Annotated in this window: 9 protein-coding genes and 1 pseudogene; all 10 read right to left on the bottom strand. The window is 63.9% G+C overall.

What is annotated here, in order from left to right:
* Positions 1-166: 166 nt before the first annotated feature.
* Positions 167-1,882 carry a thiamine pyrophosphate-dependent enzyme gene (locus AKL02_RS05070; RefSeq protein ID WP_083079660.1) on the bottom strand — a complete coding sequence of 572 codons (1,716 nt, stop codon included), beginning with the start codon at positions 1,880-1,882 and terminating at the stop codon, positions 167-169.
* Between the two features lies 1 nt (position 1,883).
* On the bottom strand, positions 1,884-3,539 hold the full coding sequence (locus AKL02_RS05065) for an FMN-binding glutamate synthase family protein (protein WP_083079658.1): 1,656 nt from the start codon (positions 3,537-3,539) through the stop codon (positions 1,884-1,886).
* Between the two features lie 24 nt (positions 3,540-3,563).
* Complete coding sequence (locus tag AKL02_RS05060) at positions 3,564-3,749, bottom strand: PLDc N-terminal domain-containing protein (protein ID WP_078569563.1); 186 nt, start codon at positions 3,747-3,749, stop codon at positions 3,564-3,566.
* Between the two features lie 172 nt (positions 3,750-3,921).
* A complete protein-coding gene (locus AKL02_RS05055; RefSeq protein ID WP_083079656.1) occupies positions 3,922-7,008 on the bottom strand; it encodes a multidrug efflux RND transporter permease subunit in 3,087 nt (1,028 codons plus the stop codon).
* Positions 7,009-7,015: 7 nt separating this feature from the next.
* Positions 7,016-8,230: an efflux RND transporter periplasmic adaptor subunit gene (locus AKL02_RS05050; RefSeq protein ID WP_083079654.1), complete on the bottom strand. Its 1,215-nt coding sequence runs from the start codon at positions 8,228-8,230 to the stop codon at positions 7,016-7,018.
* Between the two features lie 295 nt (positions 8,231-8,525).
* Positions 8,526-9,545, bottom strand: a complete 1,020-nt coding sequence (locus tag AKL02_RS05045) for a molybdate ABC transporter substrate-binding protein (protein ID WP_165757044.1) — start codon at positions 9,543-9,545, stop codon at positions 8,526-8,528.
* A gap of 192 nt (positions 9,546-9,737) precedes the next feature.
* Positions 9,738-11,705 carry a bifunctional 2',3'-cyclic-nucleotide 2'-phosphodiesterase/3'-nucleotidase gene (locus tag AKL02_RS05040; RefSeq protein WP_083079650.1) on the bottom strand — a complete coding sequence of 656 codons (1,968 nt, stop codon included), beginning with the start codon at positions 11,703-11,705 and terminating at the stop codon, positions 9,738-9,740.
* Positions 11,706-11,855: 150 nt separating this feature from the next.
* Positions 11,856-12,869, bottom strand: coding sequence for an oligopeptide/dipeptide ABC transporter ATP-binding protein (locus AKL02_RS05035; RefSeq protein WP_078539849.1), 1,014 nt, complete (start codon positions 12,867-12,869; stop codon positions 11,856-11,858).
* A pseudogene (locus AKL02_RS05030) lies at positions 12,866-13,842 on the bottom strand (oligopeptide/dipeptide ABC transporter ATP-binding protein). Before AKL02_RS05030 ends, AKL02_RS05035 begins: the two are co-directional and overlap by 4 nt.
* Before the next feature lies 1 nt (position 13,843).
* Positions 13,844-14,767 carry an ABC transporter permease gene (locus tag AKL02_RS05025; protein WP_078539851.1) on the bottom strand — a complete coding sequence of 308 codons (924 nt, stop codon included), beginning with the start codon at positions 14,765-14,767 and terminating at the stop codon, positions 13,844-13,846.

Here is a 14,767-nt window from a genome sequence, read left to right as displayed (position 1 = left end):
TTCGTGCCGAGACAATGCGTGCAGCGCGCTCGGGCCGGAGGATTTGTCCGTTTCTGTCCCTCGGGGGGCAACACGAGACCCTGACGGAGATATCCCCACACTCGTCTCCGTCGGGTAGCAGCCGCCGCGAACCCCTTGCGGCGGCTGCGTTTAGCCCTGGCCCCGGTCAGCGCAGGAAGTTGTCGCGCATCAGCGAGACCACCTCATCGGCACGCCCGTTGAGCACCGCCTTCACGCCAAAGAGCGCGGTAGACCCCACCTGTGCCGGTTCGATCTTCGGTGGCATCACAAGTTCCATCCGGTTCACCTTCACGTCGAGCAGCGCAGGCCCCGGTGCGGCGAGCCAGTCGCGCACCGCGCCGTCGAGGTCGCTCGCGCTCTCGACCCGCATCCCTTCCATGCCGATCGCCCGCGCCATCGCGCCGAAGTCGGGATTGTGCAGCCCGGTGAAGGCGTCGAGCATCCCCTCCACCCGCTGCTCCATCTCCACGAAGCCGAGCGAGGCGTTGTTGTAGACGAGCAGTTTAACCGGCAGTTTCTCCTGCACCAGCGTCAGCAGGTCGCCCATCAGCATGGTCATCCCGCCATCGCCGCACATCGCGATCACCTGACGCTCGGGATAGGCTTCCTGAATACCCAGCGCCTGCGGATAGGCATTGGCCATCGTCCCGTGCAGCAGCGAGGTCAGGAAGCGCCGCTCGCCATTGGCACTGAGGTGACGCAGCAGCCAGACCATGGGCGAGCCGCCATCGGCGGTGAAGATCGCATCCTTCGCCGCGAACCGGTCGAGCAACTCGGTCAGGTGCTGCGGGTGGATCAGGCTCGGGTCGGGTTCTTCCGCGCTATCGAGGTAGCCCTTGAGGTCCTCGGCATAGGCTTTCAGCGCCCGATCCAGATGCTTGCCGGGCTCGCGCGGGGCAAGGCGCGGCAGCAGCGCGTCGATCGTGTCGCCGACATCGCCCGCAAGTCCCAGATGGATCGGCGCGCGCCGTCCCAGCCGGGTGGGATCGATGTCGAGCTGCACGATCTTGGCCTTTCCGGGATAGAACTGCGTATAGGCGAAATCGCTGCCCAGACAGAGGAGCAGGTCGCAATCGCCCATCGCCTCCATGCCCGCGCGATTGCCCAGGATCCCGGTCATGCCGACATTGTTGGGCATGTCCGGCTCGATGAATTCCTTCGCGCGCGTGGTATGCGCGACCGGTGCGGCGAGCCGCTCCGACAGTGCCCGGATCTGGGCGGCGGCTCCGCGCGCGCCGATGCCCGCATAGATCGTGATCCGCTCGGCCTCGGCGATCATGCCCGCCAGCGCGTCCAATTCTGCCTCCGACGGGCGGATCACCGGCTGCGGGCGATGCACGGCCCATTGCAGATCGTCCTTCGTAGTCTCACGGAACATGTCGCCATTGACGATCACCACCGCGACGCCGCCCTTTGTCAGCGCCGCCTGCGCCGCCTGCGCGGTGATCCGGCGGGTCTGATCGGGATGGCTGATCCGCTCGCAGAACACCGAAGCCTGCTCGTAGACCTTCTTCTGATCGACCTCCTGCGGGAAGCCCAAGCCCTCCTCCGCGCGCTCGATATTCGAGGCGATCAGAACCACGGGAGCGCCGTTGCGGTGGCTCTCGAAAATGCCGTTCACGAAATGCAGGCTCCCGGGCCCGGTGGTTCCCGCGCAGACCGACAGCTCCCCGGTCATGTAGCTCTCGCCACCTGCCGCGAGCGCGCCGACCTCTTCATGGCGCACATGCACCCAGTTCAGGTCCGACCGGCGTACCGCATCGGTGAAGTGATTGATGGTGTCGCCCACGATCCCGTAGACGCGCTGCGCCCCCGCCGAGACCAGGGTTTCGGCGATGATGTCGGATACGCTCTTGCTCATGTCAGGCCTCTTTCAATTCGGCTTTGTGATGCAGGCTGGTGCGCTTGGCATCGAGGTCGATGCGCGGCTTGAAGCTGTCCGCATCGGCCGCCTCCCACCAGTCCGCGTAATCGGTGCTGCCCGGATCGTCGTTGAGGATGTTCGCGGGCAAAAAGGGATAGATCTTGTCGATGGTGCGGGCCTCGCGCACGGCAGTGCGGTGCACGATGTGATGGGGCTGCAGCTCACTCGGATGCTCCAGTCCGGCGGCTGCGACGATGTCGGCAAGCGCCTCCAGCGTCTTGGCATGAAAGCGCGCGGCGCGGGGCCCTTGCACCTCGGGCACGAGGCCGCGTTGGCGGCTCTTGTCCTGTGTCGTCACTCCGGTCGGGCAGGTGCCCAAGTGGCACCGCTGCGCCTGAATGCAGCCGATGGAGAACATGAAGGCCCGCGCGGCATTGCACCAATCCGCTCCGATCGCGAGGTTCTGCGCCAGCCCATAGCCGGAATAGACCTTGCCGGACGCCGCCAGCCGCACCTTGTCCTTCACGCCCGCGCCGACAAGCGCGTTGCGCATCAGCACCAGCCCGTCAATCAGCGGCATCCCCACATGATCCGACAGCTCCAGCGGCGCAGCCCCGGTGCCGCCCTCGGCTCCGTCGACGACGACGAAATCCGGATAGATGCCGGTCTTCTGCATCGCCTTCACCAACGCGAAGGCCTCATGCGGCTGACCGATGCACAGCTTGATGCCCACCGGTTTGCCGCCCGAGAGGTCGCGCATCTTCGCCGCGAATTCCATCATCTGCGCGGGCGTCGAAAACGCCCTATGGCCGCGCGGAGACAGGCAGTCCTGATGCGCGGGCACCTTGCGGGTTTCGGCAATCTCCTCGGTGACTTTCGCCGCAGGCAGCAAGCCGCCATGACCGGGCTTCGCGCCTTGGCTCAGCTTGATTTCGGTCATCTTGACCTGATCGCGGCTGGCCTGCTCGGCAAACAGCTCCGGGTCGAAATTCCCCTCGTCGTCGCGCGCCCCGAAATAGCCCGAGCCCAGTTCCCAGACGATGTCGCCACCGTGGCTCTGATGATAGGGCGAGAACCCGCCCTCGCCCGTGTCGTGGTAGAACCCGCCCTGTTTCGCGCCGAGGTTCAGCGCCTCGACCGCGTTGGCCGACAGCGCACCAAAGGACATGGCCGAGATATTGAGCACCGAGGCCGAATAGGGCTTGGCGCATTGATCGTTGCCGACCGTGACGCGGGGGCTTTTGTCGGGATGCTCGGCGGGCGCGATGGAATGGTTCACCCATTGGTATTCGGCACCTTCCACGTCGCGCTCCGTGCCGAAGGGATGGGTGTCGGTCTGCCCGCGGGCCCGGGCATGAACGAGGTTGCGCGCCTCGTAGGGGTAGGGTTTGCCCTCCAGATCGCCCTCGACGATATATGCGCGCAGGAAGGGCCGCAGATCGTAGGCGAGCCAGCGGATGCGCGCCGCGCCCGGATAGTTGCGCGTGATCGTCCAGTCCTTCTGGAAATAGTCATAAAGGCTGAGCGCCAGAAGCGGCACCGTCACAAGCAAAAGGATCAGCCACCAAGGGCTGATCCAGACGGCCAGCGCGAGCGCCAGCACAGATACCAAGAGCGAGCCGAGGGGGACGATGTTGCGGATGATGCTGTTCATGGCGTCCCTCCGGCTCTGCGTGGCTCAGATTGTCGCCTTGGCGCCTTTCGGCCCGACGAGCAGCCAGATGATGAAGCCGATAATCGGCAGGATGACGATCAACAGGATCCACAACACTTTCTTGCCGGTGGATTCGCCCGAGCCAAGGATCGACACGATGGCCCAGATATCGAGGATGAGGACGACGAGGCCCCCGATCATGCTCAGCATAACTTCACTCCTTTATCGGTTTTTTCCGGCACTTACCGGCGTTCCTTGGCAGGGAAACTTGCGCCTTCAGCGCTTTGTTCCCCGTTTTCCCCGATTCAAGCGGAAGTGATTGATCACCGAGGCGGTCGCGCGCGTAGAGCGGCCGCTTTGACAGTGGGAACGCGCCTTCGCCTCAGCGCCCCGGCGTCAGTTTGCGGATCAGGACGTAGAAGGCGGGCACCATGAAGACGCCGATGAAGGTCGCCGCCGCCATGCCACCCAGCACGCCGATCCCGATCGCGTTCTGCGCCGACGCCCCTGCCCCGGTCGCGATCGCCAGCGGCACCACGCCAAGCATGAAGGCAAGCGAGGTCATCAGGATCGGGCGCAGGCGGAGCCGTGCCGCCTCGATGGTCGCGGGGATCAGCTCCTTGCCCTCGGCCTCCAGGTTCTTCGCGAATTCCACGATCAGGATCGCGTTCTTCGCCGCCAGACCGATGGTCGTGAGGATACCCACCTTGAAGTAGACGTCATTCGACTGCCCGAAGACCCAGGCCGAGACCAGCGCCCCCAGAACCCCCACCGGTACGGCGAGCATCACCGAAAGCGGGATCGACCAGCTCTCGTAGAGCGCGGCAAGGCAGAGGAAGACCACCAGCACCGAGAGCGCGTAAAGGTAGGGCGCCTGATCGCCGGACTGGCGTTCCTGATAGCTCAGCCCGGTCCAGGCAACCGCGTAGCCGCCGGGCAGATCGGAGACCAGCTGCTCCATCGCGTCCATCGCCGCGCCGGAGCTTGCGCTGTCCGAAGCCTGACCCGAGATCTCGATCGCATTGGCCGCGTCATAGCGCGACAGTCTCGGCGCGACCGAGACCCATTTCGTCGTCGCGAAAGACGAGAACGGCACCATTTCACCGGAGGCGTTGCGCGCATACCAAGTGTCGATATCCTCCGGCTGCATCCGGTAAGGCGCATCGGCCTGCACGATCACCGGGCGCAGATTGCCGTTAAGGTCGAAGTCGTTCACCGATCTGCCGCTGAAGATCACCGAGAGCATCGAATTGAGATTGCTCAGCGTCAGCCCGAAGCTTTCGGCCTTCTGCTGGTCGATATCGAGCTGCAGCGCCGCCTTGTTCTCGTCGCCGCTGACGCGGACATTGGTCAGGCGGCTGTCGGATTTCGCCGCGGCCACGAGCTGCTCGCCCGCCTCCTTAAGCGCCGACGTGCCGTTATTGCCCTGATCCACCAGATACATCTGGAAACCCGACGAATTGCCAAGCCCGTGGATTGCCGGCGGCTGCAGGAAGAAGACCTGCCCGGCGCGCAGCCCCGCGAAATGCGCATTGGCTCGCGCAGAGACGGCCGCCGCAGTCTGATCGTCCCCGCCGCGTGCATCAAAATCCTTCAGTTTGGCGAAGACCATCGCAGTGTTCTGACCGCCACCGCCAAAGGAAAACCCGAGCGTCGCGAAGACCGAGGACACGTCGGATTTCTCCTGCGTCAGCAGGTATTGCGTGATCTGATCGACGACATCCGAGGTCTGCGCCGTGGTCGACCCCTCGGACAGATTCACCATCGCCATCAGCACGCCCTGATCCTCTTGCGGCAGGAAGGACGAGGGCAGCCGGGTCATCACGCCCCACGCGCCCGCGAGCACCAGCACGAGAACCAGCGCCATCAGGAAAGGTTTGCGCACGATACGGGCCACCGCGCTGGCGTAACCGCCCTGCATCTTCGCGAAGCCCGTGTTGAAGGCGCGCGAAGGCGCAATCGCTCGTCCCGTCGAAGGCCGCAGCAGCTTTGCCGCCAGCGCAGGCGTCAGGATCAGCGCGACCACGGCAGAGAGCACCATCGCCGTGATGATCGTCACCGAGAACTGTCGGTAGATCACCCCCGTCGAGCCCGGGAAGAACGCCATCGGCAGGAACACCGCCGAGAGCACCAGCGCCACCCCGATCAACGCCCCGGTGATCTGCGACATGCTTTTCTCGGTGGCCTTGAGGGGGCTGAGCCCCTCCTCTTCCATCACGCGCTCGACATTCTCCACCACGACGATCGCGTCATCGACCAACAGGCCAATCGCCAACACCATCGCGAACATGGTCAGCGTGTTGATCGAATAGCCCGCGACCAGCAGCACCGCGAATGTGCCCAGCAGCACCACGGGAACCGCGACGATCGGGATCAATGTCGCGCGCCATTTCTGCAAGAAGACGAGGATCACCAGCAGCACCAGCACGATCGCCTCGGCCAGCGTGTGATAGACCTTCTCGATGGAGAGCTGCACGAAGGGCGAGGTATCGTAGGCGATCTGGAATTCGACGCCCTCGGGCAGCGAAGACGACATCCGGTCCAGCGACGCACGCACCGCCGAGGCCGTATCCACCGCATTCGCGCCGTTCGCGAGGTTCACACCGAACCCCGCCGCATTCATCCCGTTGAACCTGGAGTTGCTGCCGTAATCCTCCTGCCCGATCTCGATCCGCGCCACGTCGCCCAGATAGACCGCCGAGCCGTCGGGCTCGGTCTTTAGAAGGATCTTCTCGAACTGCTCGACCGAGGTCAGCTGGCTCTGCGCGGTGATGGTCGCGGTGAATTGCTGGCCCTCAGTGGTGGGCAGATCGCCGAGCGAACCGACCGAAACTGTGGTGTTCTGCGCCTGCACCGCCGAGGTCACGTCGGTCGGCGTCAGCTGATATTGCTCGAGCTTGTAGGGATCGAGCCAGACCCGCATCGCGTAGCCCGAGCCGAAGACGTTGATCCCGCCCACACCCGAGGTGCGCTCGATCGCGCCTTTCACTTCGGTGTCCAGAATGTTGCCCAGCTCGACGGTCGAATATTTCCCGTCGGTCGAGACCAGCGCGCCTACCATCAGGATGTCGGAGGAGGAGCGCGACACGCTCACCCCCGACGACTGCACCGCATCGGGCAGCGAATTCTCGACCTTGCGGATCTTTGTCTGCACCTCGTTCTCGGCGTCGATCGGATCGACCGAGCCGTCGAAGGTCAGTGTCAGGCGTGCCGAACCCTGATTGGACGAGCTCTCCATGTAGAGCAACCCGTCGAGCCCGGTCAGCGAGTCCTCAATCGGCGTCGTCACCGAGTTCTCGACCGCCTGCGCGGTAGCCCCGGAATAGCTGGCCGAGATGCGGATCGTGGTCGGCGCGACTTCCGGATATTGCGAGACAGGCAGCTGGGTGATCGCGTAGCCGCCGGCGAGCATCGTCACCAACGCAAGCACGATCGCGAAGACGGGGCGATGGATAAAGAAACGGATCATGTTGAGCTTACTCCGCCTTCGCCGTGTCGTTCGAGGCGTCGGCGGTACTGTCGGAGCTATCCGTGGCATCCTTCACCACACCCTGCGCGTTGATCGTCACCGGCACCGTCTTGATCTCGGCCCCGTCGCGCAGGTTCTTCAGCCCGTCGAGGATCACCTGATCGCCGCTCTCGATGCCGTCTGTCACGATCCACGCGTTCTGATAGGTGCCCGCCGTCGTCAGCGTCACCTTCTTCGCCGTGCCATCGGCGGCAATAAAGGCCGAGAGCGACCCATCCCCTTCCCGCGTGGTCGCGCGCTGCGGCACGAGGATCGCCTGCGTCGTGCCCAACGTGATCTTCGCGCGCAGGAACTGTCCCGGCAGGATCATTCGGTCGGCATTGTCGAACTTGAACCGGAAATCCACCGTGCCCGTTGTCGAGGAGACAGTCGCACCAGGGCTGACCAGCGTGCCGGTGCCGTCATATTCCTCACCCGTCTCCAGCAGCAGCGAGACCTTCAACTGATCGCCGCGCTGCAAGGAGCCTTGGTCAATTCGCTGACGCACCCGCATGATCCGCGCGGCACTTTCCGAGACATCGACATAGATCGGATCGAGCCGCGTCACCGTCGTCAGCGCATCGGACTGGTTCGCCGTGACCAGCGAGCCCACCGAGACCGCCGCCACATCCGGGTAGCCGTCGATGGGCGAGCGGATCACCGTGCGGTCGAGATTGAGCTGTGCGGTCTGCAGATCGGCCTCGGCACTCAACGCTGAGGCCTTGGCTTGGGCCAGCGTGACCCTGGCCGTCTCCAGATCGCTCACCGAGATCGAGGTCTTCTCGAGCTTGGTATAGCGGTCCACTTGCGATTGCGCGGCCTGCACATTGGCGTCGGCGCTCGCCTTCTCGGCCTCGGCTGCGGTCAGTTCGGCCTGATAAGTGTCGTCGTCGATGTGAAACAGCGCGTCGCCCGTCGCGACCTTGTGGCCCGCCTCGTAGTCGATAGAGGCGATGGTGCCCGCGACGCGCGGGCGGATATCAGTCTGCTCAAAAGCCACCGCGCGGCCCGGCAGGGTGACTGTGTAAGGCACCGATTGCGTCTCGACCTGCTTCACGCCGACCTCGGTCGGGCCTTGAGTGCCGCCCGGCATTCCCTGCGCCAGCGCGCCCGTTGCAATTGCCACGGCCACGGCCACCAGCGTCCCCACCGCCGCGCGCGACGTCCACTTACCTAAACCCATTCCTGTCGTTCTCCTGTCCGCAGCCCGTTTGATCCGGGGAATTCGGTTTTCCTACGGTAGGCTCCGGACATTCTGTCGCCACGTGTGCGAGAGCGGACTTGCGCCCTGCACATGGCTGGACCGGCAGCAAGGGGCAGCGAAGCATCGCTTATCCTTGTTATTATTCAATGGAATAGCCGATTTCCGAACGCATTTCATCCGCACGCGAGACCGTCTTCAGCCACCTGTTCCGGCGCCTGAAGAGGATATCACGATATCGCGATGAGGCGACCCAGGGCGCATGTCACCGAGCCGTTCAATTCAACGTACCGGGCGAGGCGAAACCGTATTTGTGGTAGATCTTCTGCCCGTCGCTCGAAGTCAGGAAGGTCACGAAATCCTTCGCGGCTTCCGGATGTGGCGCCGTCTTCAGCACGCCAGCCGTATAGGTCAGAGTCGAATTCTCGCTATCGGGCAGCTTCACCATATCGATGCCTTCATCCGCCCGCTTGGAGTGGAATTCGGCCTCCGTCAGCCAGACCGGCGCGGCATCGGCGAGCCCCGCCATCACCCGCATCGGCGACTGGCGATGGTGGATATGGGTCAGGTAGGTCGAGCCGTCCCGGACCTTGTCTTTCATGATCTTGTCGTCGAGCGCCTGCCCGCCTGCCTTTACGTAGCTTTTCTCGATCACCTTCGCGATGCCCTCCCAATCGGGGTTCGGCATCGTGACGCGGGTCGCAGGATCGGCCAGATCGGCGAGGCTCTGGATATGCAGCGGATTGCCCTTCGCCACCATCAGCGCCAGTTCGTTATCGGCATAGTCCTGCAAATCGGAGAAGGCCTTCTCGTCCTTCTGCATCGCCTCCATGGCGCCCTTGCCGCGGGTCAGGACATCGGGCTTCATCGCGATACGTAGATTGCCGATGGCGAAGGCCCCGTCATGGTTCTTCACCGCGTCGAGCAGGATGCCCGGCGGCAGGGTGACGTAGAAGATACGCTTGTATTGCGGATAGGCGCGCTGGAAGGCAGCGATCAGGTCCTGCACCACCATGTATTGGTTGCCCGCGAAATAGATCACCAGTTGCGGATCGACGATATCGCCATGCAGGTCGGGAAGATTGTTCACTTCCGGCACCGTGAAGTTCTTCGCATCCGAAGGCGGATTGTCCCAAGGCGCGAAGATGCTGGCTGAGCGGTTGAAGGTCGTCGGCTGGTCGGTATAGCCCGAAAGCTCCTGCCAGCTTTGCCCATCGCTGGACTGGGCCTGTGCCATCGGCGCGGTGAGCGCCAGTCCTGCAGCCACGGCGAGCGCGGTTGTCCTGAGCGATGCCATCGTGATTTCTCCTCCCTGTTGTGATGATGCAGTGCGAAATATCGCCGCACTCATCTCAGCCTAAGCTAGAGTTCACACTCGCCCACTCACGTCTCGCTCACGGACCCTCTCTTTCGCGCGAGAGCCTGTGTCATATGTTGAAAAGGGACGCCGAAGCGCCCCTTTTCCATCTCGGCCGGTCCGATCAGAACCTCACAGCGTGATGCGGTAGAGCGCGAAGCCCCCCTCGCCGTCGCCTGCGGGCTCGATATCCAGCCCGCGCGATTTGACGTCTTCGAGATAGTCCTGCGCTTTCGGCCCGGTCTCGAACAACACCGTGGCGCCCCCCGCAGGCGCGAAGGACCAGTTGGCGTCGGCCTTCGGGTTGATCGTGCCCTTGTCGTGGATGTAGCGCACGATCACGTCGCGGTTGGTGTCGGGCGCACGGTAGATCACCGTCGAGCCATCCGCACCGGGGAAGCTGCCGCCACCCGACGCGCGGTAGTTGTTCGTGGCGATCACGAACTCGGCCTTCGGGTCGATCGGCTTGCCGTCATATTTCAGTTCGACGATGCGGTTCGTATCGGCATTTACCACCGCGCCGTCCTTGTCGAACTTGGCGGGCTGGGTGATGTCGATCTGGTAGGTTACCCCGTCGATTACGTCGAAATTGTAGGACGGGAAATCGGGGTTCAGTAGCGTCGCATCCTTCGCGCCGGGCTCGACCTGATTGAACATGCCCGCCGAGCGCTCCAGCCAGTCCTTCACCTGCGCCCCGGTGACCTTCACCGCCTGCAGCGTGTTCGGATAGAGGTAGAGGTCGGAGACGTTCTTGATCGCCACCGGGCCTTTGGGAACATCGGTGAAGTAATCCGGGCCGCCGCGACCGCCCGCCTTGAACGGTGCCGCTGCCGAGAGAAGCGGCAGTTTGCCTTCGGGCGTGCCCTCCAGCAGCTTCTTCACATACCAAAGCTGCGCATTCGAGACGATCTGCACCGACGGATCGTCAGCCACCAGCGCGAAGTAGGAATAGAGCGGCGCCTCGGTCTCGCCCACCTTCGCGCGGACATATTTCAGCGTCTCTTCATGCACCTGATCGGTGGCGGCGAGGATCGGCTTGTAATCGGTGGTCAGCGGCGTGATCGAGCGATCCTCGCCGCGTGCGAAGATCGGGCGAATTTCCGAGGTATGAGTGTCGATCTTCCACTTGCCGCCGTCGCGGCTCAGCATCAGGTCGATCAGGCCCATATGGTTGCCCCAGAAGCCCGCCTGCACTGCCGGTTTGCCCTGCAGCGTGCCCTTGTCGTTATCGATGCCGGGGCCGGAGAAATCCTTGCCGGGGAAGTTCAGGTGCTGGTGCCCGGTGATCACCGCGTCGATCCCGTCCACTCCTGCGAGGTAGAAGGCCGCGTTCTCCATCCCGTCGCTTTGCGGGCCATTGTCGATGCCGGTATGGGCGAGCGCCACGATGAGGTCGGCGCCCTCTTCCTTGATCTGCGGCACCCAGGCTTTCGCGGCCTCGACGATGTCGCGGGTCTGGTAGTTGCCCTCGAGATGCGCGCGGTCCCATTGCATGATCTGCGGCGGGACGAAGCCGATCACGCCGATCCGGATCGGCATCTTGTTTCCCGCGCCGTCGGTCAGGTCGCGATCGAGGATCAGGTAGGGCGGCAGGTAGAGGTCATCCTCACGCGCGGACGCCCCGAGCTTATGGGCGAAGTTCGCGCAGACCATCGGGAAATTCGCGCGGTCGTTCACCTTCTTCAGGAAGTCCATCCCGTAGTTGAATTCGTGATTGCCCAGCGTGCCGCAATCATAGTCCAGCAGGTTCATACCCGCGATGACCGGGTGGGTGTCGCCCTCCTTCATCCCCTTGGAATAGGCGATGTAATCGGCCATCGGGTTGCCCTGCATGTAGTCTCCATTGTCGAACATCATCGTGTTGGCGGCCTCCGCGCGCACCCCTTGGATGAGCGTCGCGGTGCGCGACAGGCCGACCGTGTCGACGGGCTTGTCGGCGTAATAGTCATAGGGCCGGATGTGGCAGTGAATATCGGTGGTGCACAGAAGGCGCAGGTGGGCCTGCCCTTCGGCGGCGCGCGCGGTGAAGGGGTGGACCAGCGTGAGACCGCCCGCAGCGGTGGTGGTGATCAGGAATTGGCGACGCGAAATAAGCGACATAAGGGGGATCCTCCGAGACAATTGGCTCCTTGCCGGAGCGCTCTATCCGAGGATCGTAACAGTGCTTTGACCGTCCGGATAAATACCTTGACGTAAGCTCGCACAAATTGGCGTGAGCGGGCGAGGAAACCTCGCCCGCCGCACAAGAATTCAGCTCTCCGAAAGCACCGCCTGCACTTCCGCGGCAGGGCCGGGATGGTGGCAGAAGACCTGCCGCCCGGCGACCTCCTCGGTGGGCGGGGTCGTGGCGCAGATCTCGCTCGCACGCGGGCAGCGGGTGCGCAGCGGGCAGCCCGATGGCGGGTTGAGCGGGCTCGGCAGGTCACCTTCCAGCGCGATCAGCACCTTGTTGCGCTCGATCTCCGGATCGGGGATCGGCACCGCCGACAGAAGCGCCTGCGTATAGGGGTGCTGCGGCTCGGCAAAGAGCTTCTCGGTCGCGCCCGCCTCCATCATCTGCCCCAGATAGAGCACCATCACCTCGTCGCAGACATGGCGCACGACGCTCAGGTCATGGGCGATGAAGATGATCGTGAGACCGAGATCGCGGCGCAGGTCTTCGAGAAGCGCGATCACCTGCGCCTGAATCGAGACGTCGAGCGCCGAGACCGGCTCGTCGCAGATCAGCAGCTTCGGCTCCACCACCAGCGCGCGGGCGATGCCGATACGCTGACACTGGCCGCCCGAGAACTCATGCGGGTAGCGGTTGATCTGGTTCGGCAACAGGCCGACCTTCTCCATCACCTCGCGGACCTTCTCCTTGCGCTCCTTGCGGCCCATCTTCGGGCGGTGGGTGCGCAGCGGCTCGGCGATGATCTCGCCCACGGTCATGCGCGGGTCGAGCGAGGCCAGCGGGTCCTGAAAGATCATCTGGATGTCGGAGCGGTATTTCAGCATCTGGCGCGGCGAGAGCGGCAGAAGGTCCGTCTTGCCCTGCCAGATGATCTCGCCCTCGGCGGGCAGCATCTGGATCAGCGCGCGGGCCAGCGTGGACTTGCCACAGCCGGATTCGCCCACGATGCCGAGCGTCTTGCCCTGCTCCAGCTTGAAGCTCACGCCATTCACCGCGCGCAGCTTCGGCGGCTCGGTCCAAGGCAGGTCCGAGGCGCGGCGGATGTCGAAAGTGACCCGAACGTCGCGGGCCTCGATCAGCGGGGTCGTCATGCGGCGGCCTCCTCGATCGTTTCAATGGAACGGTGACAGGCGCGGGCGCGGCCCGGCGCAAACTCCGCCAGCGGCGGCATCACGTCGGCACAGGCCTCTTCAACGAAATCGCAGCGCGGGCAGAACGGACAGCCCTTCGGCGCGCCGGTCATGTTCGGCGGATTGCCCCGGATCGGGGTCATCGCGCGATCCGCATCCAGACGCGGCAACGCGGCCAGCAAGCCCTTGGTGTAGGGATGGGTCGGGTTGGCGAACAAGGGATCGACGGGCGACTGCTCCATCACCTGACCGCCATACATGACGATCGCGCGCTCGCAGAAGCCCGCGACCACGCCGAGGTCGTGGGTGATCAGCACGGTCGCCATCCCCAACTCGCGGCGCAGCTCGCCCAGCAGGTCCATGATCTGCGCCTGCACGGTTACGTCGAGCGCGGTGGTCGGCTCGTCCGCGATCAGCACGTCGGGTTTGCACAGAAGCGCCATCGCGATCATCACGCGCTGGCGCATCCCGCCCGAGAATTCATGCGGAAAGAGGCGCACGCGGTTTTTCGCGTCCGGGATCTTCACCAGTTCGAGCATTTGCGCAGCTTCGGCCACGGCGGCGCGCTTGCTCAGCCCCTTATGCAGCATCAGCACTTCGGCCATCTGGTCCGAGATGCGCATATAGGGGTTGAGCGCGGTCATCGGGTCCTGAAAGACCATCGAGATCCGGTCGGCGCGCAGCTTGTTCAGCTCGGGTTCGGGCAGGTTCAAAATCTCCCTCCCTCGAATTTCACCGAGCCCGAGGCTTTCCCATTCGCGGCCAGCAGCCCGAGGATCGAGAAGCTCAGCTGCGATTTGCCCGAACCGGACTCGCCCACGATGCCGAGCGCCTCGCCGCGTTCCAATGCGAAGCTGACGCCGTTGACGGCGTGGACCTCGCCCTCCTGCGTTGCGAACCGGACGTTGAGGTCGTTGACTTCCAACAATGGCATATCAGCGCTCCTTCGGGTCGAGTGCGTCACGCAGCCCGTCCCCTACGAAATAGAAACCGAACAGGGTGGTGACGAAGAAGAACAGCGGGAAGGCCAGCTGCCACAGCGTGCCGTAGCTCATCGTCCCCGCCCCTTCCGAGATCAGAGCCCCCAGAGAGGTCTGCGGCTCTTGCACGCCTAGCCCGAGGAAGGAGATGAAGCTCTCCGTCAGGATCATCAGCGGCACCAGCAGCGTCGCGAAGACCACCACCACGCCCACGAGGTTGGGCAGGATGTGACGGCGGATGATCGTCGGTGCAGGCACACCAATGGCACGCGCGGCTTCCACGTAATCGCGATTCTTCAGGGTCAATGTCTGCCCCCGCACGATCCGCGCCATCTCCAGCCACGAGATCAGCCCGACACCCACAAAGAGCATCCCGATGGAGCGGCCATACATGACCAGCAGCAGGATCAGCACGAACATGTAAGGGATCGCCAGAAGGATATCGACGAGGCGCATCATGAAGCCATCGACGCGGCCCCCGAAATAGCCCGAGATCGCGCCGTAGACCGTGCCCACGGAAACCGCGATCAGCGTGCCGATCACGCCCACCAGCAGCGAGATCTGCGTGCCCTGCACGGTGCGCGCGAACAGGTCGCGGCCCAGATCGTCGGCACCGAAATAGTGACCGTTGGCGAAGGACGGCGCAGAGGCCGTGGCATCGCCCATCACGTTGTAGTCGATGTCGGAATTGTTCCACGCTGCGATCAGGTTGCCGAACAGCGCGAACGCCACGACGAAGGCCAGCAGCCCAAGCCCGAAGATCGCGGCCTTGTTGTTGAAGAACCGCCGGCGCGCATCCGCCCAGAGCGAGCGGCCCGCCACGTCTTCGCGGCTCGTTGCCTCGGCGAGCGAGGTCATCTTGGATTCATCTATGACCAT

Source organism: Thioclava electrotropha (genome assembly GCF_002085925.2).
GTDB lineage: Bacteria > Pseudomonadota > Alphaproteobacteria > Rhodobacterales > Rhodobacteraceae > Thioclava > Thioclava electrotropha.
This window is presented reverse-complemented; position numbering and strand designations above follow the sequence as displayed.